The sequence below is a fragment of the Variovorax sp. J31P179 genome (assembly GCF_030316985.1).
Taxonomy (GTDB): Bacteria; Pseudomonadota; Gammaproteobacteria; order Burkholderiales; family Burkholderiaceae_C; genus Variovorax; species Variovorax ginsengisoli_B.
Map to the genome: position 1 here is coordinate 257761 of NZ_JASZYL010000008.1, position 20479 is coordinate 278239.

20 protein-coding genes are annotated in these 20479 nt (G+C 69.6%); 8 read left to right on the forward strand and 12 right to left on the reverse strand.

Going from position 1 to position 20479, the window contains the following annotated elements:
• Positions 1–17: 17 nt before the first annotated feature.
• Genes QTI17_RS22215 through QTI17_RS22225 form a run of 3 tightly spaced genes read left to right on the forward strand, consistent with a single transcriptional unit; the run spans position 18 to position 2313 of the window.
• Complete coding sequence (locus QTI17_RS22215) at positions 18–1232, forward strand: YihY family inner membrane protein (protein WP_286535715.1); 1215 nt, start codon at positions 18–20, stop codon at positions 1230–1232.
• Positions 1233–1276: 44 nt separating this feature from the next.
• On the forward strand, positions 1277–1654 hold the full coding sequence (locus QTI17_RS22220; RefSeq protein WP_286535651.1) for a thioredoxin family protein: 378 nt from the start codon (positions 1277–1279) through the stop codon (positions 1652–1654).
• Positions 1651–2313, forward strand: coding sequence for an NAD-dependent epimerase/dehydratase family protein (locus tag QTI17_RS22225; protein WP_286535653.1), 663 nt, complete (start codon positions 1651–1653; stop codon positions 2311–2313). The genes QTI17_RS22220 and QTI17_RS22225 overlap by 4 nt, the downstream gene beginning before the upstream one ends.
• Before the next feature lie 6 nt (positions 2314–2319).
• Here the strand turns inward: QTI17_RS22225 and QTI17_RS22230 are convergent, their stop codons facing one another.
• A complete protein-coding gene (locus tag QTI17_RS22230; RefSeq protein ID WP_286535656.1) occupies positions 2320–3114 on the reverse strand; it encodes an alpha/beta fold hydrolase in 795 nt (264 codons plus the stop codon).
• A complete protein-coding gene (locus QTI17_RS22235; protein WP_286535659.1) occupies positions 3114–4424 on the reverse strand; it encodes an O-acetylhomoserine aminocarboxypropyltransferase in 1311 nt (436 codons plus the stop codon). The genes QTI17_RS22230 and QTI17_RS22235 overlap by 1 nt, the downstream gene beginning before the upstream one ends.
• A 136-nt stretch (positions 4425–4560) precedes the next feature.
• On the opposite strand from QTI17_RS22235, the gene QTI17_RS22240 reads away from it, so the two are divergent.
• On the forward strand, positions 4561–5010 hold the full coding sequence (locus tag QTI17_RS22240) for a CBS domain-containing protein (RefSeq protein WP_286535662.1): 450 nt from the start codon (positions 4561–4563) through the stop codon (positions 5008–5010).
• Between the two features lie 9 nt (positions 5011–5019).
• Here the strand turns inward: QTI17_RS22240 and QTI17_RS22245 are convergent, their stop codons facing one another.
• Together QTI17_RS22245 and QTI17_RS22250 are read right to left on the reverse strand one after the other, a co-directional pair.
• Complete coding sequence (locus QTI17_RS22245; RefSeq protein ID WP_286526228.1) at positions 5020–6006, reverse strand: Bug family tripartite tricarboxylate transporter substrate binding protein; 987 nt, start codon at positions 6004–6006, stop codon at positions 5020–5022.
• A complete protein-coding gene (locus QTI17_RS22250; protein ID WP_286535663.1) occupies positions 6003–7091 on the reverse strand; it encodes an adenosine deaminase family protein in 1089 nt (362 codons plus the stop codon). The genes QTI17_RS22245 and QTI17_RS22250 overlap by 4 nt, the downstream gene beginning before the upstream one ends.
• Positions 7092–7174: 83 nt before the next feature.
• Here QTI17_RS22250 and QTI17_RS22255 point away from each other — a divergent pair, with 83 nt between their 5' ends.
• Complete coding sequence (locus tag QTI17_RS22255) at positions 7175–8095, forward strand: LysR family transcriptional regulator (protein WP_286535664.1); 921 nt, start codon at positions 7175–7177, stop codon at positions 8093–8095.
• Here the strand turns inward: QTI17_RS22255 and QTI17_RS22260 are convergent.
• Positions 8092–9309, reverse strand: a complete 1218-nt coding sequence (locus QTI17_RS22260) for a polyhydroxyalkanoate depolymerase (RefSeq protein ID WP_286535666.1) — start codon at positions 9307–9309, stop codon at positions 8092–8094. The two genes, QTI17_RS22255 and QTI17_RS22260, sit on opposite strands and share 4 nt — an antisense overlap.
• A 101-nt stretch (positions 9310–9410) precedes the next feature.
• On the opposite strand from QTI17_RS22260, the gene QTI17_RS22265 reads away from it, so the two are divergent.
• Positions 9411–10067: a glutathione S-transferase gene (locus QTI17_RS22265; protein WP_286535668.1), complete on the forward strand. Its 657-nt coding sequence runs from the start codon at positions 9411–9413 to the stop codon at positions 10065–10067.
• Between the two features lie 15 nt (positions 10068–10082).
• Here QTI17_RS22265 and QTI17_RS22270 read toward each other — a convergent pair whose 3' ends face one another.
• The gene (locus QTI17_RS22270) at positions 10083–10439 is read right to left on the reverse strand and encodes a DOPA 4,5-dioxygenase family protein (protein WP_286535669.1); all 357 of its coding nucleotides are present in this window, start codon (positions 10437–10439) and stop codon (positions 10083–10085) included.
• Between the two features lie 114 nt (positions 10440–10553).
• On the opposite strand from QTI17_RS22270, the gene QTI17_RS22275 reads away from it, so the two are divergent.
• Positions 10554–11648 (forward strand): PA0069 family radical SAM protein, encoded by a 1095-nt coding sequence (locus tag QTI17_RS22275; protein WP_286535670.1) that lies wholly within the window; start codon positions 10554–10556, stop codon positions 11646–11648.
• On the opposite strand, the gene QTI17_RS22280 is transcribed toward QTI17_RS22275, so the two are convergent.
• From QTI17_RS22280 to QTI17_RS22290, 3 genes are read right to left on the reverse strand one after another with little or no spacing between them, the layout of a single operon-like run.
• Positions 11599–13095: an efflux transporter outer membrane subunit gene (locus QTI17_RS22280; protein ID WP_286535672.1), complete on the reverse strand. Its 1497-nt coding sequence runs from the start codon at positions 13093–13095 to the stop codon at positions 11599–11601. The genes QTI17_RS22275 and QTI17_RS22280 overlap by 50 nt on opposite strands.
• Positions 13092–14309, reverse strand: a complete 1218-nt coding sequence (locus QTI17_RS22285) for an efflux RND transporter periplasmic adaptor subunit (protein ID WP_286535674.1) — start codon at positions 14307–14309, stop codon at positions 13092–13094. Before QTI17_RS22285 ends, QTI17_RS22280 begins: the two co-directional genes overlap by 4 nt.
• Before the next feature lie 4 nt (positions 14310–14313).
• On the reverse strand, positions 14314–17520 hold the full coding sequence (locus QTI17_RS22290) for an efflux RND transporter permease subunit (protein ID WP_286535675.1): 3207 nt from the start codon (positions 17518–17520) through the stop codon (positions 14314–14316).
• A gap of 61 nt (positions 17521–17581) precedes the next feature.
• Here QTI17_RS22290 and QTI17_RS22295 point away from each other — a divergent pair, with 61 nt between their 5' ends.
• Positions 17582–18100, forward strand: a complete 519-nt coding sequence (locus QTI17_RS22295) for a gluconokinase (protein WP_286535676.1) — start codon at positions 17582–17584, stop codon at positions 18098–18100.
• Position 18101: 1 nt separating this feature from the next.
• On the opposite strand, the gene QTI17_RS22300 is transcribed toward QTI17_RS22295, so the two are convergent.
• Genes QTI17_RS22300 through QTI17_RS22310 form a run of 3 tightly spaced genes read right to left on the reverse strand, consistent with a single transcriptional unit; the run spans position 18102 to position 20477 of the window.
• Positions 18102–18698 (reverse strand): 3'-5' exonuclease, encoded by a 597-nt coding sequence (locus tag QTI17_RS22300; RefSeq protein WP_286535678.1) that lies wholly within the window; start codon positions 18696–18698, stop codon positions 18102–18104.
• Positions 18699–18702: 4 nt separating this feature from the next.
• Positions 18703–19569, reverse strand: a complete 867-nt coding sequence (gene fghA, locus QTI17_RS22305) for an S-formylglutathione hydrolase (protein ID WP_286535679.1) — start codon at positions 19567–19569, stop codon at positions 18703–18705.
• Positions 19566–20477 (reverse strand): alpha/beta fold hydrolase, encoded by a 912-nt coding sequence (locus QTI17_RS22310; protein ID WP_286535680.1) that lies wholly within the window; start codon positions 20475–20477, stop codon positions 19566–19568. Before QTI17_RS22310 ends, fghA begins: the two co-directional genes overlap by 4 nt.
• Positions 20478–20479: the final 2 nt, after the last annotated feature.

Consider the following 20479-nt stretch of genomic DNA (forward strand, 5'->3'; position numbering starts at 1 on the left):
GGGTGAGCCCATGCGGCATGATACCGGGCATGAATCGCTGGCAGTTCTGGAGGGATCTTTCGCACTTTCCCTGGGGGAACACGGCGGCGGTGCTGGGCGAGCGTTTCCGCGAGGACCGGCTCGGCCTGACCGCGAGCAGCCTGACCTTCACCACCACCATCGCGATGGTGCCGTTCTTCACCGTGGCGGCGGCCCTGTTCACCGTCTTCCCGATGTTCAGCACGATGCAGGGGCGGGTCCAGCGCTGGCTGATCGACAGCCTGATCCCGGACAACATCGCGCGCCAGGTGCTGGGCTACCTGAACCAGTTCGCCAGCAAGGCCAGCGGGCTCGGCGTCGCTGGCCTGGTGGTGCTGCTGGTGACCGCGGTGGCGCTGATCCTCACCATGGACAAGACGCTCAACAACATCTGGCGGGTGCGCAAGCCCCGGCCGCTGGCGCAGCGGGTGCTGATCTACTGGGCCGCGATCACGCTCGGCCCGCTGGTGCTGGCACTGAGCCTCAGCACCACGGCGTCCTTCTTCTCGGCCTCGCGCGAGGTGGTGGGCGGCGCGATCGTCAAGCTGCTGTTCGACACCTTCGAATTCGTGCTGCTGGCCGGCGGCATGACGGCCCTCTACCGCTACGTGCCGAACACCCACGTGAAGTGGTCGCACGCCTGGGCGGGCGGCCTTTTCGTCGCCACGTCGATCGAGCTCGCCAAGCGCGTGCTGGGCTACTACATGAGCCTGGTGCCGACCTACTCGGTGCTCTATGGCGCCTTCGCGACCGTGCCGATCCTGCTGGTCTGGATCTACGTGGCCTGGGTCATCGTGCTGCTGGGCGCCGTGATCGCGGCCTACCTGCCCAGCCTGCTGGCCGGGGTGGCGCGGCGCGGCGGCGCGGCCGGCTGGCCGCTGCAGCTGGCGGTCGAGGTGCTCCAGGACCTGCATGCCGCCAGGTCGACACCGGCCAGCGGCCTGGGCGCAGCCGAGCTGGTGGGACGCATGAGGGTCGACGCGCTGCAGCTCGCGCCGGTGCTCGAAACGCTGGTCGCGCTCGACTGGATCGCGCCGCTGGCCGAGGAGCGCGACAACGACGATCCCCGCTTCGTGCTGCTGGCGGGCCCTGCGACGCCGCTGGAGCCGCTGCTGCGGGAGCTGCTGATGCCGCACACACCGCCGTTGCGCAGCCTCTGGTGCCAAGGCCCTCTCGAGAGCCTGCGGCTGCAGGATTTGCTGGCGAATCGATAATGGCGCCGAACTCCTCCTCAGCCCTTCGTTCCTTCGACACTGCCTTGACCGATTTCTCAACCACCGCCGCCGACGATCGCCTCTGGGTCGTCTGCCTGTGCGCCGAATGGTGCGGCGCCTGTCGCGAGTACCGGCCGCTGTTCGAGTCGGTGGCGCGCGACCACCCGCAGTTCCGTTTCGCCTGGGTCGACATCGAGGACCACGCGGACATCTCGGACGACTTCGACGTCGAGACCTTTCCGACGCTCCTGATCGCCAGCGAGGCCGGCACCCGCTTCCTCGGCCCGCTGCTGCCCCATGCCGAAACGCTGGCGCGGCTGCTGGGCGCACTCCAGCCGGCCCAGGCCCTGGTGCCCGAGGTGTCGACCCTGCTCGGCGCGCTCCAGCGCGAGCCCGAGGCGTTTTCGGTCGGCGGCCGATGAAGATCCTTCTCTTCGGCGCCACCGGCATGGTGGGGCAGGGCGTGCTGCGCGAATGCCTGCACGATGCCGACGTGACCGCGGTGCTCTGCGTCGGCCGCCGGCCGAGCGGCGAGACGCATCCGAAGCTGCGCGACCTGGTCGTGCCCGACCCGGGACAGCTCGCGGCGGTCGAGGCCGAACTGGCCGGCTTCGACGCCTGCTTCTTCTGCCTCGGCGTCTCCTCGGTCGGCATGAGCGAGGAGGAATACAAGCGCGTGACCTTCGACCTCACTCTGGGGGTGGCGCGCAGGCTCGTGCGGCTCAACCCGCAGATGACCTTCGTCTACGTGACGGGCGCCGGCACCGACAGCACCGAGCGCGGCCCCCGCATGTGGGCGCGCGTCAAGGGCGCGACCGAGAACGCGCTGATGCGGCTGCCCTTCAAGGCCGCCTACATGTTCCGCCCCGGCATGATCCAGCCGATGCATGGCGTGCGATCGAAGACGGCGCTGTACCGGTGGGCCTACGTGGTCGCCAACCCGGTCTTCGGGCTGGTGCGCCGCTGGCGGCCCGACGCGGTCACGACCAGCGAGCAGGTCGGGCGCGCCATGCTGGTCGTCGCCAAGCGCGGCGCGCCGAATCCGCTGGTCGAGATGGCGGACATCAACGCGTTGCGTTGACGCCGCTCATTCCAGGAAGTCGCGCAGTGCGAACAGCACCGCGTCGGGTGCCTCGCTCATGAGCGCGTGGCCGGCCTTGACGGTGACGACCTTGGCGCCCGGCGCCTTCTGCGCCAGCGAGCGGGCGGCCCGCGGCGGCGTCATCTGGTCGGCCTCGCCGAGCAGGAACAGCACCGGGCATCGCACCTTTGCCAACGCCTGTTCGCCGTTGGCGTAGTCATTGCAGGCCTTGAAGCCGATGTGGAAGACATTGGCGTCGGTGTTGCTCGCGAGCACGCGGCGCATCAGCGCCCGCGAACTGCCGGCGAGCCAGACCCCCGGACCGAGCGGCGGCGCCAGCATCGAATGCGAGAAGGTGCTGACCATCGCGATCGTGCGCTGCGGGTCGTCGAGCGCGCCATCGAGCAGCGCCGGCGACACGGTCATCGGGTAGGCCGTGCCGACCAGCGCCAGGTGCGTGACCCGCTCCGGCGCGCGCGCCGCGGTCTCCAGTGCGATCAGCGAGCCGAAGCTGTGGCCGACCAGCGCGGCCTTCGCGACACCCGCGGCATCGAGCAGCGCGACGATGAAGGCGGCGGCGTCTTCGACGCTCGCGGGCGGCGGGCCCGCGCTCCTGCAGTGTCCCGGCAGGTCGACCGCGAGCACGTTCCAGCCGTGGTTGGCGAACCAGCGGCTCTGCAGGATCCAGACGCTGTGGTCGTTGAGCACGCCATGGATGAAGACCACCGTCGGCTTGGCGGGGTCGAGCGGCTTGCCGCCGGTGTAGCAGTAGGTGGCGTGGCCTTGGACGTCGAACTGCATCACGCACCCGCCTTTTCCGCCGCCTTCAGGGCGCGCTTGAGGTCGTCGATCAGGTCGGCCGGGTCTTCCAGCCCGATCGACAGGCGAATCGTGCCCTGCGAGATCCCGGCGCCGGCCAGTGCCTCGTCGGTCATGCGGAAGTGCGTGGTGCTCGCCGGATGGATCACCAGGCTGCGGCAGTCGCCCACGTTCGCCAGGTGGCTGAAGAGCTTGAGCGCCTCGATGAACTTCTTGCCCTGCTCGCGGTTGCCCTTGAGGTCGAAGCTGAACACCGCGCCCGCGCCCTTGGCGCCGTGGCGCAGCAGCTTGTTGGCCAGCGCGTGGCTGGGATGCAATTCGAGCAGCGGATGGCCCACCCGCGCCACGAACGGATGCGCGGCCAGGAACTCGACCACCTTCTGCGTGTTGTCGATGTGGCGCGCCATGCGCAGCGGCAGCGTCTCGATCCCCTGCAGGATCAGCCAGGCGGTGTGCGGGCTCATCGAGGCGCCGAAGTCGCGCAGGCCTTCGCGGCGGGCCCGCAGCAGGAAGGCGCCGACCGTGCTCTCCTCGCTGAAGACCATGTTGTGGAAGCCGTCGTAGGCTTGCGTGAGCTCGGCGAACTTGCCCGATCGCTCCCAGTCGAAGCTGCCGCCGTCGACCACCACGCCGCCGATCACGGTGCCGTGACCGGACAGGAACTTGGTGGCCGAGTGGTAGACCAGGTCGGCGCCCCAGTCGAAGGGCTTGATCAGGTAGGGCGAGGTCAGGGTGGAGTCGACCAGCAGCGGCACGCGGGCGGCGTGCGCGATCTCGCTGACGGCCGGGATGTCGAGCACGTCGAGCCCCGGGTTGCCCACGGTCTCGCCGAACAGCAGCTTGGTCTCGGGCCGGATCGCGGCGCGCCAGCCGTCGAGGTCGCCGGGCTTGACGAAGGTGGTCTCGATGCCGAAGCGGCGCATCGTGTAGTGCAGCAGGTTCTGCGAGCCGCCGTACAGCGCGGTGCTGGCGACGATGTGCGAGCCGGCGCCCATGAGGGTCGCGATCGACAGGTGCAGCGCTGCCTGGCCGCTGGCGGTGGCGATCGCCCCGATGCCGCCTTCGAGAGCCGCCACGCGCTGCTCGAGCACCGCGTTGGTCGGGTTGCTGATGCGCGAGTAGACATGGCCCGCGCGCTCCAGATTGAACAGCGCCGCGGCATGGTCGCTGGATTCGAAGACGAAGGAGGTCGTGAGGTGGATCGGCACCGCCCGCGCGCCGGTGGCGGGGTCGGGTGCGGCGCCGGCATGCAATGCCAGCGTGTCGAAGCCGGGGTCTGAGTAGCCGGACATGAGCGCCTTTCGAGAATCGTTTCTGCAATGCCCGGTTACGCGCGCGTCGGCGCGTCGATCACGGGTCGGTGGACGGGCGGCCATTGTGGGCTATATTCAAATCGGCACGCCGCCGAGCAAGCGAGGAGCAAATTACATGAAAGTCAGCGATATCCTGCGCGTCAAGGGCAACACGCTCTTCACGGTCACGCCCGACGAACCCCTGGCCAGCGCGGTCAACGTCATGGCCGACAAGGACATCGGCTCCCTGGTGGTCATGGAGCACGGCGACCTGGTCGGCATGCTGACCTTCCGCGAAGTGATCGTCGCCATCGTCGCCAACGGCGGCCAGGTCGGCGGCACCCTGGTGCGCAAGGCGATGGACGACCATCCCGTAACCTGCACCCTCGAAACCGACCTCGACGAGATCCGCCGCATCATGCTGGAGCGCCACGCCCGCTACATGCCGGTCATGGACAAGCGCATGCTGATGGGCGTGATCAGCTTCTACGACGTCGCCAAGGCGGTGGTCGACAGCCAGAACTTCGAGAACAAGATGCTGAAGGCGTACATCCGCGACTGGCCGGCGGAGGACGAGTCGTCCTGAGCCCGCGGCTCACTCCTTGATGTTGGCCGCCTGCACGATCTTCTGGTTGCGGGCGTATTCCGATTTCACGAACCGACCCAGGTCCTCCGGCGAGCCGGTGCCGGGCAGCGCGCCCTGCTCCTGCAGCTTGGCGCGCACTTCGGGGTCCTTCAGCACCGCGTTGAGCTCCTGGTTCAGGCGGCTCACGATCGGCGCCGGCGTGTTGGCCGGCGCGAAGATGCCGGTCCAGCTCACCATGTCGAAGCCCTTCAGGCCCGGCATCTCGCCGAAGGCCGGCACTTGGGGCAGGGCCTCCAGCCGCTGGCTGCCGGTGACGCCGAGCGCCTTCAGCCGGTTGCCCGTCACGTGCGGGATCGCGCTGGTGCTGACCAGCATCGCCAGGTCGACCTGGTTGCCGATCACGTCGGTTGCGATCTGGGCGCCGCCGCGGTACGGCACGTGGGTGACGAAGATCCCGGTGCGCTCCTTCAGCAGTTCCATCGCCAGCTGGAGCACGGTGCCGACGCCCGAGGTGGCGTAGTTGAACTTGCCGGGCGAGGCCTTGGCGAGCTTCACGAAATCGGCGAAATCCTTCACCGGCAAACCGGGACGGGCGACCAGCACCATCGGCGCCGTGTTCAGCATGCCGACCGGCGCCAGGTCCTTCAGGGGATCGAACTTGAAGGCGGCCGGGTTGATCAGGCGGCCGATCGCGATCGCGCTGTCCGGCCCGGCCACCAGCGTGTAGCCGTCGGGCGCCGCGTTGACCGCCTTGGCCACGCCGATGGCGCCGCCGGCGCCGGTCACGTTCTCGATCACCACCGATTGCTTGAGCCGTTCGCCGAGCTTGGTCGCGACCAGGCGGGCCGTGAAATCGACGCTGCCGCCGGCCGAGTAGGGGACGATCAGCGTGATCGGCTTGGCACCGGGCCACGACGGCTGGGCCGAGGCCACGCCGGCCAGGGTGCCCAGCAGGGCGGCGGCGAGGAGCAGGGGTTTGGCGATGGGTTTTTTCATGGGGTCGGCAGGAAGGAGTCCGGGGAGAGGCTGGCACGGAGCTGGTCGAATTCGGCGCTCCAGTCGGCACGCCACCGGCGACGCTGCGCATCGTCGATCCAGGCGCCGTCCAGGCCGTTGTGCATGAAGCCGCGCAGCTCGTCGACCCCGAAGCCGAAGTCGCGCACCATCATCCGCCAGGCCCCGGTGGGCGTGACCTTGTGCAGGGTCGGATCGTCGGTGTTCGGGTGGATGCGCAGGCCCAGGCCCGGCATGCGGCGGATCGGATGGTCGAGCGCCCAGCGCTCCGGCGGCAGCGTGCGCAGGTAGTAGGAGTTGGTCGGCACGACCGTGAACAGCACGCCGCGCTCGGCGCATTCGCGTGCGAATTCCGGCCGGTCGACCACCGTGTAGCCATGGTCGATGCGGTCCACCTGCAGCAGGTCGAGCGCCGTGCACACGTTGGTCCAGGGCATGCCGAACTCGCCGGCGTGCGCGGTGGTCTTGAGGCCGGCGCGCCGGGCGTCGCGGTAGGCCTCGGCGAACAGCTCGGGCGGCCGGTCGTTCTCGCGGTAGTCGATGCCGATGCCGATCACTTCGTCGCATCGGTTGGCGGTGACCCACTGCACCATCTCGACCGCAGCCTCGGGGCTGGCCTCGCGGTCGATCGCCGCGATCAGCCGGCCGACGATGCCGAACGACCGCTCGGCATCGTGGATCGCGCGGACGATCGCATCCTGGGCCTGGCGGTAGCCGATGCCGGAGGCATGCACGGTGCCGGTCGGGTTCCAGAAGAATTCGCTGTAGCGCACCTGGTGCGCCGCCGCGTCCTGCAGGTATTCGAAAGTGAGCCGGTGCAGGTCGTCGGCGCTGCGCACCAGCTGGGCATCGAGCGCCCGCAGCACCCGCAGCACGCCGACCGGCTTTTCGCCCCGGGTGTAGAAGCCCTCGATCTCGTCGTCGGCCAGCGGCGCACCGGCGCGGCGGTTGAGGTCCGCGAAGGTGTCATGGCGGACCGTCCCGAACAGGTGGCAGTGCAGTTCGACCTTCGGGATCGCCCGCAGGAAGGCATCGAGGGGGTCGGGGAGGGCCGTGTCAGTGCGCATGCCGCCCAGTCTAGGCAGGGCGCTGAAATAAGGAAAATTTTGAATTCCTATAATTTCATTCACTGAATCCATAACCGAGGTCCATGGCTTCCACCTTGCCATTGCGTGCGCTCACCTTGCGCCAGCTCCAGTGCTTCTCGGTGCTGGTGGAAGAGGGCCAGTTCGGCCGCGCCGCGCGCCGCCTGTCGATCACCCAGCCGGCGCTGAGCAATGCGATCAAGCAGATGGAGAAGCTGCTCGGCGCCGAACTGCTGACCCGCTCGACCCATCGGCTGGCGCTGACGCCGGTCGGCGCCGAGGTGCTGGCGCGCACCGACTACCTGGTCAACACCTTCGAGGTCGCGCTGCGCGACATCGAGAGCACGGTGCGGCGCGGCCGCGCCTTCGTGCGCATCGGCGTGATCCCTTCGGCGAGCGCCCGGGTCGCGGCGGCGGTGGCGGCATTCGTCGGCGGCGCCGCGCCGCACGGCGTCGAGTTCGCCTGGCGCGACGCGCCGTCGAATGCGCTGCTGGCCGAAGTGCGCAGCGGCCAGCTCGACCTCGCGGTGGCCGCCATCACCGAACCGCCGGGCGGGCTGGTCTGCATCGACCTGTTCCGCGATCCGCTGGTGCTGGTGGTGCGGCGCGATCACCCGCTGGCCGCTGCCGGCGGCGCCGACTGGGAGGCGATCGGCGGCGAGCGCCTGGTGCTGTTCGAGAGCGGCAGCATGCCGGCCCTCGGCGATCCGGCCCGGGCCCAGTTCGCGCAGGGCTCGGAGCCCTACCGGGTGGGCTATTCGGAGACGCTCTACGCCCTGGTGCGCGGCGGGCTTGCGCTCGGGTTGATGCCGAGGCTCTACACGTCCTCGCTGCGCGACGATGAACTGGTGGTGCTGCCGCTGAGCCGGCCTGACATCGAGCGCCGCATCGTGCTCGTCTACCTGCCTGGCCCGATGCGCAACGTCGCGTCGCAGGCGCTGATCGCGCACCTGCGGCAGGCCCTGGTAGCGACGACCGTGTCCTAGTGCAGTTCCTGCGCCGTGTGGATCATCTCCCGCACCCGCGGATAGATCTGCGTGTTCCATTTGCTGCCGCTGAAGACGCCGTAGTGGCCGACGCCGGCCTGCAGGTGATGGGTCTTGAGGTAGGGGCGGATGCTGGGGCACAGGTCCTGCGCCGCCACGGTCTGGCCGACCGCGCAGATGTCGTCGCGCTCGCCTTCGACCGTCATCAGTGCGGTCCGGCGGATGGCCGCGGGGTCCACCTTGCGCTCGCCGACGGTGAGCTCGCCGCGCGGCAGGTCGTAGGTCTGGAACACCCGCTCGACCGTCTCGAGATAGAACTCGGCCGGCAGGTCGTTGACCGCCAGGTATTCGTCGTAGAAGTTCCGGATCGTGGCGGCCTGCTCGAGCTCGCCTTCGACCAGGTGGTGATAGAGCTTCTTGAACTGTTCCTTGTGCCGGTCGGGATTCATGCTCATGAAGGCGCTGAGCTGCAGGAAGCCCGGGTACACGCGCCGCATCATCCCCGCGTGCGGCCATGGCACCCGGCTGATCAGGTTGCGCTCGAACCAGCCGATCGGGCGATCGGTCGCCAGCTTGTTCACCATGGTCGGATTGATGCGGCAGTCGACCGGGCCGGCCATCAGGGTCAGGCTCAGCGGCGCGGCGGGATGGTCGTCCTCGGCCATCAGCGCGGTCGCCGCCAGCGCCGCGACGCAGGGCTGGCAGACCGCCATCATGTGGGCGCCGGGGCCGATGGCCTCGAGGAAGCTCACGATCTGCAGCGTGTAGTCGTCGAGGCCGAAGCCGCCGTTCCACAGCGGCACGTCGCGGGCGTTGTGCCAGTCGGTCAGGTAGACGTCGTGGTCGCGCAGCAGGGTGCGCACCGTTTCGCGCAGCAAGGTCGCGAAATGGCCCGACAGTGGTGCGGCCAGCAGCACCTTCGGCTGCACCGCCTTGGTGTCCTTGCGGAAGTGCAGCAGGGTGCCGAAGGGCGCGACCAGCGCGAGCTCTTCGGTGACCGCGGTTTCCTCCCCTTCGGACAAAACGCTCTTGATGCCGTAGTCGGGCCGCGTGTGGGTCAGCCGCAGGTGGGCGTAGACGTCCATCGCCGCGGCGATCCGGCGGGCGGCGCTGCGGTCCGGCCGGGACTTCCACACGCTGCTGCCGAAGTACTGGGCTGCGAGCCGGGACGGCGAGAGCAGGTCGGTGTGAGTTTGGTAGGCCCGGTACAGCATGGGGGGGCTGCAGGCAAGTTGCGGGCCAAGGCGAGGCGGTGCACTGTTCTGGCACAGGGCTTGCACTGGTGAAGAGCCGATCCGGCAGCCCAGGAGTCTCCATGGCCAAACCCGTCCTCACCATCAGCAGCAAGAACTACGGCGCGTGGTCGTTGCGCGGCTGGTTGATGTGCCGGCTCGCGGGCCTGGATTTCAGCGAGAAGGTGATTCCGCCCGACGACCCGGCGATGAAGGCCGAGATGCTGCTGCTGTCGTCGTCGATGCTGGTGCCGTCGCTCGAGCATGCCGGCATCAAGGTCTGGGACACGCTGGCGATCGGCGAATACCTCAACGAGATCAAGCCCAAGGCCGGACTGCTGCCGGCCGATGCCAAGGCCCGAGCCCATTGCCGGGCGATCTGCGGCGAGATGCATTCGGGCTTCAGCGCGATGCGCAGCTCGCTGCCGATGAACGTCAAGGCCAGGTTCCCGAACTTCAAGATCTGGTCGCGCGCGCAGGCCGACATCGACCGCGTGGTCGCGATCTGGCGCGAGTGCCTGAAAGCCTACGGCGGCCCGTACCTGTTCGGCAAGCAGCCCTGCATCGCCGACGCGATGTATGCGCCCGTGGTGACGCGCTTCATGACCTACGACGTGACCCTGGACACGGTTTGCGCCGGCTACTGCAAGCGGATCATCGAACTGCCGGCGATGCAGGAATGGATCAAGGCGGCGAAGCAGGAGCCGGAGGAAATCGACGAGCTGGATGCGGAGTTCTGAGGGGTCGCCGGCGTGTCAGCCGGGCGGGCGGCTGAACATGCGGAGGTCCAGCGTGGATTCGTTGCCGAGCCACATCGCATGCGCCGTGTGGTCCTGGTAGTCGTCGCCGGTGAGGCCGTGCACGAAGACGTCGAGTCCCTCGCGGTGGGCCTCCAGCCAGGCAATCACTTCATCGAACTCGGCGGCGTCGAAGGCGATCTGGCAGCTCCAGTGCGGATGCGGGCCGACGAGTTTTTCGTGCACGCGGCCGACCACCACCAGCAACTCGCGCCCCGCCTGCTCGGCGATCCGGCGCGCCTGGGCGACCGTCTCAGGGCCGAAGTAGAGGTGGGCGTGGTACTGGGGGTAGAGGTTTTCGGGACGGCGGGGCATGGGGAACGATCGGTGGGACTTGCAGCTTAGCGCAGCCCGGCTCGTTGCAGTTCGTTGCTGCGCCTGCCGCCAAAACATGGAATACTGTAATTTCATACAGTATTCGGAGGCGCCATGGGCGACAGCTTCATCCCCGTCCACGCCCTCAAGGGCCGCGGCGCCGCGACGCGCCTGCCGCATCGTTTCGAGCGCGACGTGCGCGACGCCTTCGACGACGGCTGGGGCACGCTGGAAGAGGGCGAGGCCGAAGCCGCGGGCCTCCAGCCGGTGCAGACCGAGGTCCGCTTCGAGGACGTGAAATCGGTCTTGAGCGAGAACGACTCGCCTGACATTCCGTTCGACCGCTCGCTCAACCCCTACCGGGGCTGCGAGCACGGCTGCATCTATTGCTTCGCCCGGCCCACCCACAGCTACCTCAACCTCTCGCCCGGCCTGGACTTCGAGACCAAGCTGATCGCGAAGCGCAACGTCGCCGAGGTGCTGCGCGCCGAACTGGGCCGCAAGGCCTACCGGCCGAGCCAGATCGCGATCGGCACCGCGACCGATTGCTACCAGCCGATCGAACGCGAGCTGCGGCTCACGCGTTCGGTGATCGAAGTGCTGAAGGAGTCCCGCCATCCCTTCGGCCTCGTCACCAAGTCCAGCGCAGTCGAGCGCGACCTCGACCTGATCGCACCGATGGCGGCCGACCGGCTGGCCGCGGTCTACGTCACGATCACCACGCTCGACGCCGAACTGGCGCGAAAGCTCGAGCCGCGGGCCGCCGCGCCGCACCGCCGGCTGCGCACCCTGCGCACCTTGGCCGACGCCGGCGTGCCGGTGGGCGTCAGCGTGGCGCCGCAGATTCCCTTCGTCACCGAGGACATGGAGCAGGTGCTCGAAGCCGCCTGGGAGGCCGGCGCGCGCTGCGCCTTCTACACCGTGGTCCGGCTGCCCTGGGAGGTCGCGCCGCTGTTCAAGCAGTGGCTCGAACTGCACTACCCGCAGCGGGCCGATCGCATCATGGCGCGCATCCGCGAGATGCGCGGCGGCAAGGACTACGACGCCGACTTCGCGACCCGCATGAAGGGCAGCGGCCTGTGGGCCGACCTGATCCGCCAGCGCTTCGAGAAGGCGACGAACCGCATCGGCTTCAACCGCCAGCGCATCGGGCTCGACCTCAGCGCGTTCCGACCACCTGGCGCAGCGGGGCAGGGCAGTCTGTTCTAGCGCTGGTGCCCCCGCCGCCGGCCCCGCGCGCTTCGACGCCGCACCAGTCGCCGCCCAGCGCCTTCACCAGGAACACCGTGCCCAGCATGCGCTGCCCGGAAAGTTGGGCCGCCTGGCGCTCGATGTTCAACAGCGCCTGCTGGGCCGTGATGACGTCGAGGAAGGTGGTGGCGCCGCCCTCGTAGCGGCTGGCCGACATGTCGAGCACCCGGCGCGCGCTGGCCACCGCCGTCTGCGACTGCGCCGCGGCGCGTTCGAGCGACGCCAGGCCGGTGATGCCGTCCTCGGCCTCCTGCATCGCGGTCAGCACCACCCGGCGGTAGCTGGCGACGGTGGCGTCGTAGCCGGCCTTGGTGAAGTCGACGTTGGCGCGGATGCGGCCGCCGTCGAAGATCGTCTGGGTCGCCGAGACGCCGATCGACCACAGCACGCTCTGGGCATCGAACAGGGTCGACAGGCTGCGGCTGTCGACGCCGCCCGTGGGCAGCAGGTTCACGCTCGGGTAGAAGGCCGCGGTGGCGACGCCGATCTGCGCGTTGGCCGCGGCCATCGCGCGCTCGGCGGCGGCGACATCGGGCCGGCGCTCCAGCGCGTCCGACGGAACGCCGAGCGGGATCGCCGGCGGCCGCAGCGGCTGGATGTCCGGTGCCAGCGCGAAGTTCGGCGCCGGTGTGCCGGTCAGGGTCGCGATCGCATGCTCGAACTGCGACCGCAGCCGCTTCAGCAGGTCGACCTGGGTCAGCGTGTTGTCCAGCAGCGCCTGCTGCTGCGCCACGTCGAGGCCCGACACCGCGCCGCCTTCGTGGCGGTCGGTCACGAACTGGAGGGCCCGACGCTGGACCTCGATCGAGCGAGCGACCACGTCGAGCTCCAGGTCGGTGGCGCGCAGGCTGAAGTAGGCCGAGGCCAGGTCGGCGGTCAGCAGGAGCCGGGTGTTCTCGAGGTCGGCGGCCGATTGCGCGGCCGAGGCGGTGGCGCCCTCGACCGTGCGCTGCACCCGGCCCGCGAGGTCGAGTTCGTAGCTGGCGACCAGGGTCAGCGCGAAGTCGTTCTGGACCGTCGAATAGTTGTTGGTGGCGTAGTTGGTGAGCGGCCGGTTGGCCGAGATCTTGAGCCGCGAGGCGCGCGAACCCAGGCCCAGCTGCGGCGAGCGGCCCGATTCGGCGCCCGCCAGCGTGGCCCGCGCCTGCGCCAGCCGGGCGCTTGCCAGGTCGAGCGTCGGGCTGTTGGCAAGCGCCTTCTCCTGCAGCGCATCGAGCGTCGGGTCGTCGAAGCGCCGCCACCACGGGCCCTTGGCCTCGGCATCGCCGGGCGACGCCTGGCGCCAGGGCTGCTCGAGCTGCCAGCTGACCGGCACCTCGACCTCCGGCTTGCGGTAGTCGGGCCCGGCGACGCAGCCGGCGAGCAATACGGCGGCGGCCACCGACGACAACCGGCGAAGACTCACGCCGGCTCCTTCGCGACCGTGACCAGGTCGCCTTCGGCCAGCGAATCCGAGGGGTTCAGCACCAACCTGTCGCTGCCCGAGATGCCATCGATCACTTCCACCGTGTCACCGTAGTTGCGCCCGATGCTGACACCGCGCAGCCGCACCTTGCCCTCGGCGTCGACCACCGCAACCCGCGTGCCTTCGGCGCGGAACAGCAGCGCATTGGCGGGAATGCTCAGCGCGCGGCTGGGCGTCAGCGGCAGCGAGACCTGCACGTAGGCGCCCGGCAGCAGGATGCCTTCCTTGTTCGGCAGCGCGACCTCGACCTGCATCATGCGGGTGGTCGAATCGATCGCGCCCGAGGTCCGCGCCACCTGGCCCTTGAAGCTCTGGCCGCGCAGTTCGGTCTGGGTGACGACGACCGGCTGGCCTTCCTTCACGAGCTGGGCGTAGGCCTGCGGCACATTGATGTAGACCCTCAGCGGATCGGTCTGGGCGAGCTGGAACAGCGCCCGGCCGCCGTTGCCCGCGCCGGCATCGATCAGGTCGCCGACGTCGACGTTGCGCCGCGTGATCACGCCCGCGAAGGGCGCCAGCACGCGCTTGAATCCCTCGGTCTGGCGCAGCCGCTGCACGTTGGCGTCGGCCGCCGCCAGGTTGGCGCTGGCTTGGGCCAGGGCGCCGCGGCGTTCGTCGAGGTCCTGCTGCGAGACCACGTCCTTCTTGCGCAGCCCCTCCCAGCGGGCCACCGTGCTTTTCGCGAGCTCGAGCGCAGCGGCCGCCTGCTGGCGGGCCGCGATCGCCTGCGACAGCTGCTGGTCGATCTCGGGCGTCTCGATCTCGGCCAGCAGCTCGCCCTTCTCGACCCGGCTGCCGATGTCCCGGGTCCAGCGCTTGAGATAGCCGCTGGCGCGGGCCGAGATCGGCGACTGCGTGAAGCCCTGCAGCGTGCCGGGCAGCGCCAGCGTCTGGCCGCTGCCCGCGGTCTGGGGCAGGGCGGTCTTCACGTACTGGGTGGCGCGCTCGGCGGTGCCGGCCTCCAGGGCGCGGGCGTTGGCGACGCGCAGATAGACGGTGCGCGCGGCGCCGATCGCCAGCAGCGCCAGCACGAGCAGCACGGCGATGCGGGTGCTGCGCACGATCTGGCGCCGGCGGGGCAGGTTGTCGTGGCCCCCGTCCTCGTCGGCGGCGATCGGGTGGATGCCCAAGGCCGCATGGCGTTGGTCGGTCATTGATTCAGGTCTCCTGGGGCGCGGCCCCGAGCGAATGAGGTGCGGCGGCCGCGTCGCGAGCGGCCTGGCGGTGGGCCCGGCGGCTGTGGATCTCGGCATAGACGGCGGGCACGAAGAACAAGGTCGAGACGGTCGCGAACAGCAGGCCGCCGATCACGGCGCGGCCCAGCGGGGCATTCTGCTCGGCGCCTTCGCCGAGGCCGAGTGCCATCGGGATCATGCCGATGATCATCGCCAGCGCGGTCATCAGCACCGGCCGGATCCGGGTGGCGCCCGCTTCCAGCGCCGCCGACAGCGGCGGGATGCCGGCGGCCAGGCGCTCGCGCGCGAAGGCCACCAGCAGGATGCTGTTGGCGGTGGCCACGCCCATGGTCATGATGGCCCCGGTCAGCGCCGGCACGCTGAGCGTGGTGCCGGTGATGAACAGCATCCAGGCGATGCCGGCCAGCGCCGCGGGCAGGGCGGTGATGATGATCGCGGCGTCGAGCCAGGACTGGAAGGTGACCACGATCAGCAGGTAGACCAGCACGATCGCCATCGCCAGCCCGACCCCGAGCCCGATGAACGACGACTGCATGGTCTGGACCTGGCCGCGCACCGCCACCTGGCTGCCGCGCGCGAGCCGCGGCCGCAGCTCGTCGACCAGCGCCTGCACCTTGGTCGCCACGCTCGCGAGGTCGGCGCCCTGCACGCTGACATAGACATCGACCACCGGCTGGATGTTGTAGCGCGACACCACGGCCGGCTGCCGCCCCTGCTGCGCCTCCACCAGGTTGCCCAGCAGTTGCGGCGGTGCGCTGCCGGCCGCGCCGCCGCCGCCGATGGGCAGATTGAGCAGCGAGTCGAGCGAGTCGACCGCGTACTGCGGCGTCTGCACCGCGATGTTGTAGACCACGCCGTTCTGCGGGTTGAGCCAGAACGCCGGCTGGGTCTGCGAACTGCCCGACAGCGCGATCAGCACGTTCTGGCCGACGTTCTGCGCTGTCAGGCCGAACTGCTGCAGGCGGCTGCGGTCCATCTGCAGGTTGAGGCCGGGGCCGTCGAGCCGCTGGTGGACGTGGGCGTCGACCGCGCCCGGGATCTTGCGGATCGCCTTCACCAGCTCGGCCGCGCGGGCCGCATTGCCGGCGACGTCGTTGCCGCTGAACTGGACGTCGATCGCGGCCGGCAGGCCGAAATTGAGGATCTGGGTGACGATGTCGGCCGGCTGGAAAAAGAACTCGGTGCCCGGGAAGCGCTTGGGCAGCTCGGCGCGCAGCAGCGAGACGAACTCCTCGGTCGGCCGGTGGCCGTCGCGCAGCGACAGCAGGATCTCGCCGTCCAGCGTGCCGATGGTGCCGGCGTTGCTGTACGACAGATTGATGCCGCTGTTGGGCACGCCCAGGTTGTCGAGAATGGTCTCGAGCTGGTCCTTCGGCACCAGTTCGCGGATCGCCGCCTCGACCTCGTCGGCCAGGCGCGCGGTCTCCTCGATGCGGGTGCCGGTCGGTGCGCGCATGTGCAGCCGGATCTGGCCGGCATCCACGCTCGGGAAGAAATCGCGGCCCAGCACCGGGTACAGCAGGCAGGACAGCAGGCAGAAGCCCAGGAACAGCACGATGAAGCGGCCGCGCCGCGCCAGCAGCGCCGACAGCACCAGCGTGTAGGCGCGCCGCACCCGTTCGAAGCGGCGGTCGAAGCTGCGGTAGACGCGCTGCAGCAGGCTGGCCTTGCCTTCGGTGGCGCCGTGGGTCTGCTTGCCCATCAGCAGCATCACCAGGGTGGGCACCAGCGTGCGCGACAGCAGGTAGGAGGCCAGCATCGCGAACACCACGGCCATCGCCAGCGGCACGAACAGGAACTTGGCCACGCCCGAGAGAAAGAACATCGGCACGAAGACGATGCAGATGCACAGCGTGGAGACGAACGCGGCCGGGCCGATCTCGCCGGCACCGACCAGGATCGCCTGGTTCAGCTCGGTGCCCATGTGCAGGTGGCGCTCGATGTTCTCGATCGTCACGATCGCCTGGTCGACCAGGATGCCGACCGAGAGCGCGAGACCGCCCAAGGTCATCAGGTTGAGCGTCTGTCCGAGCGCGTAGAGCGCCAGGATCGAGGCCAGGATCGAAAGCGGGATCGTCAGCGCGATGATCAGCGTGCTGCGCCAGTTGCCGAGGAACAGCAGCACCATCGCGGCGGTCAGCGCGGCGGCGATCACGGCCTCGGCGACCACGCCCTGCACCGCGGCCTTGACGAAAACCGACTGGTCGAACAGCGGCGTGACCTTGATGTCCGCCGGCATGCCCTGGGCCGCCACCGGCAGCAGGGCGCGCAGGTTGGCGACGATGTCCAGGGTCGAGGCGCCGCCGTTCTTGAGCACCGACAGCAGCACGCCGCGCACGCCGTCCTGGCGCACCGCGTTGGTCTGCGGCGAGAAGCCGTCGCGCACGTTGGCGACGTCGCGCAGGTAGGTGGTGGCGCCGGCCGCGGTGCGCACCGGCAGGTCGTTGAGTCCGGCCAGGACCTCCGGCGAGCCGTTCAGGCGCACGCTGTATTCGGTGGCGCCGAACTTGGCCGTGCCAGAGGGCAGGATCAGGTTCTGCGCATTGACCGCGTTGACCACGTCGGCCGGCGACAGGCCGCGCGCCTGCAGCGCCTGGGTGTCGAGGTCGACCGAGATCAGCCGGTTCTTGCCGCCGTAGGGGAAGGGCACGGCCACGCCCGGAATCGTGATGAGCTGGGGCCGCAACTGGTTGACGGCGGCATCGAACAGGGCGTTTTCCGGCCGGGTCGGGCTCGACAGCGCGAGCTGGATCACCGGGATGCTGGAGGCCGAGTACTTGATCACCAGCGGCGGCGTGATGCCCGGCGGCAGCTGCCGCACCTGGGTCTGCATCGAGGCCACGACCTGCGCGATGGCGGTCTCGATGTTGGCGGTCGGCTGGAAGAAGACCTTGATCACGGTCACGCCGGCCAGCGACTGCGACTCGATGTGCTCGATGTCGCTCACCGTCGTCGTCAGGCTGCGCTCGGTCTGGCCGGCGATGCGCTGGCCCATCTCCTGCGCCGGCAGCCCGCCGTAGTTCCAGATGATGCTGATCACCGGAATGTTGATCTCCGGGAAGATGTCGGTCGCCATCCGCAGCAGCACGAAGGGCGTGGCCAGCACGATCAGCATCGCCATCACGATGAAGGTGTACGGACGACGCAGGGCGAGCTGTACCATGGACACGACTTGTTACTTCTGGAAGAAGGCCGCCATCATAAGTAGAGATGGACACACAATTGAGTGAATGCCTAAGCTTTACGTTCCCAAACAGACCTCGACCGTCGTGATGGGCGTCTCCGGTTGCGGCAAGTCCAGCCTCGGCGCGGCGCTCGCGCTGGAAGCCGGGCTGCCGCTGATCGAAGGCGACGACTTCCACTCGGCCGAGAACGTCAGCAAGATGCGCGCCGGGATCGCGCTCACGGATGCCGACCGCGCCGGCTGGCTCGCGACCCTCGGCGCCGAGCTGGCGCGCCGGCCCGAAGGCGCGGTACTGACCTGCTCGGCCCTGAAGCGCGACTACCGCGAGCGGCTGCGCGCGGCCGCGCCCGGACTGCGCTTCGTCTTCCTGGCCTTGACGCCGGCGGAGGCCGAGCGCCGGGTGGCGGCGCGGGCCGGCGCCCACATGTTCCCGGCCAGCCTGGTCGCCAACCAGTTCGCCACGCTGGAGTCCCCGGTCGGCGAGCCGGGCGTGCTGGCGGTCGACGCCACCGCGCCGCTGCCGGAACTGGTGGCGCAGGTGCGGGCGTGGTGGGCCGGGCCCTGAATCAGGCGCGCAGGCCCAATGCGTCGAAGACCCGGATCGCGGCGTAGGCGTCGTTGGCCGCGTAGCGCAGCTGGGCGTCGGTCAGCTGCCGGTTGGCCCAGTTCGAGGTCGTGGCCTTGCGCGACTTGACGAAGCGGCGCTCGAACACCAGCGCCACGGCGGTCTTGACGCCGACCGAGCGCCGGTAGCCGCGGCGGCGGAATTCGCTGTCGAGGTCGAGCACGCCTTGCGGCTCGACGCCGAAGCGCTGGCGGATCAGGCTCAGGTCGCTCGACAACCCGAAGCCGGCCTTGGTCAGGCCTGGGTCACCGAGCAGCGTCGCCAGCGTGTCGTGGAACTCGCTGCGGTGCAGCTGGAACAGCCAGGCCTGCTCGCGGGTGGCGAACTGGATCACGTGCGGCCCGCCCGAGACCTCGTTCTTGGCGAAGGTCGGCTTCGACTCGGTGTCGAAGCCCACCACCCGGCTGGCGCGCAGGGCCGCGGCGGCGCTCGCCGCGTCTTCGGCGCTGGCCACCACGCGGATGTCCTTCAGCCCCAGGCCCTCGAAGGGTTCGAGCAGGGCGATGTCCTCGCGTTCGGGCAGCGGTGGCGGCGACATGTGCTCAGCCCTGCAGCACGTTGCCGTGGTGCTCCAGATGGTCGGCCACGAAGCTCTGGACGAAGTAGTAGCCGTGGTCGTAGCCGGCGTGCCGGCGCAAGGTGAGCGGCTGGCCCGCCTGCGCGCAGGCGGCCTCGAAGTGCTGCGGATGCAGCTGGTCGGCGAGGAATTTGTCGGCCAGCCCCTGGTCGATCAGGATCCCGCGCGGATAGGGCGCCTTCGCCTGCGCCTGCATCAATGCGCTGGCGTCGTGCGCCAGCCACTGCGCGCGATCCGTGCCGAGATAGCCGCCGAAGGCCTTCTCGCCCCACGGACAGCGGGTTGGTGCGCAGATCGGCGCCAGCGCCGACAGCGACCGGAAGCGGCCCGGATGGCGCAGGGCCAGGGTCAGGGCGCCGTGGCCGCCCATCGAATGGCCGAAGACCCCGATGCGTTCGCCGTCGATCGGCAGCTGCCGTGCCACCAGCGGCAGCAGTTCGTCGACGATCCAGCTTTCCATGCGCCAGTGCCGGGACCACGGCGCCTCGGTGGCGTCGAGATAGAAGCCGGCGCCGACGCCGAAATCCCAACTGGCGGTCGCGCCTTCGATTTCCTCGACCGCCGGTCCGCGCGGGCTGGTGTCCGGCGCGATCAAGGCCAGGCCGAGTTCGGCCGCCAGCCGCTGGGCGCCGGCCTTGACCATGAAGGTCTCCTCGTTGCAGGTCAGGCCGGCGAGGTACATCACGGCCGGCACCGGCCCGTTGGCGGCCTGCGGCGGCAGGAAGACCGAGAAGCGCATCGGCAGCCCGATCGTGCGCGCGTCGTGTTCGAGAAAGCGGAGCGTGCCGCCAAAGCAGCGGTGTTCGGAAAGGGTCTTGGGGCTGTCGGTCATGGATTCGATGCGGAAAGGAGTTCGAGCACCGCGTCGGCGAAGACGCGCGGCACTTCCTGCGGCATGTTGTGGCCGACGCCGGGCACGATGCGGTGCGATCGCGGGCCGGTGAAGCGGTGCGCGTGCGCGGATGCGTCGCTCACCGGCCGCACGCCGTCGTCGGCGCCGTCGAAGGTGATGGCGGGAACGGCGATCGGTGGCTGGGCGGCCAGCCGCGCCTCGATGTCGGCATAGGCCGGATCGCCGGGCGCCAGGCCGAAGCGATGGCGGTACGACTGGATCACCACCTCGACGAAGTCGGGATGGTCGAAGGCGGCCGCGCTGCGCTCGAAGGTGGCTTCGTCGAAGGACCAGGTCGGCGACCAGAGCCGCCACAGCAGGCGCGTGATGCCGCGCCGGTCGGCTGCCAGCCCGGCCCGGCCGCGTTCGCTGTGGAAGTAGTACTGGTACCAGAGCCGGTGCTCGTTCTCTGCCACTTCGGGGCGCATCGCCTTCGCGATGTCCTGGATGTTGTAGCTGTTGAACGAGACCAGGCCGGCGCAGCGTTCGGGCCATAGCGCGGCCACCACGCAGGCGGCGCGCCCGCCCCAGTCGTAGCCGGCCAGCAGCGCGCGCGGGATCGACAGCGCGTCGAGCAGCGCCAGCAGGTCGGCGCCGAGCGCGGCCTGCTCGCCCGAGCGGGGCGTCGAATCGCTCAGGAAGCGGGTGCCGCCGTAGCCGCGCAGGTACGGCACGACGACCCGGCAGCCGGCCTCGGCCAGCATCGGCGCGACCTCGGCGTAGCTGTGGATGTCGTAGGGGAAGCCATGCATCAGCAGCACGGGCGGCCCGTCGGCGGGGCCGGTCTCGAAGTAGGCGACCTCGAGCACGCCGGCCCGGACCGTGCGCAGCGGCTGCATCCGCGTCATAG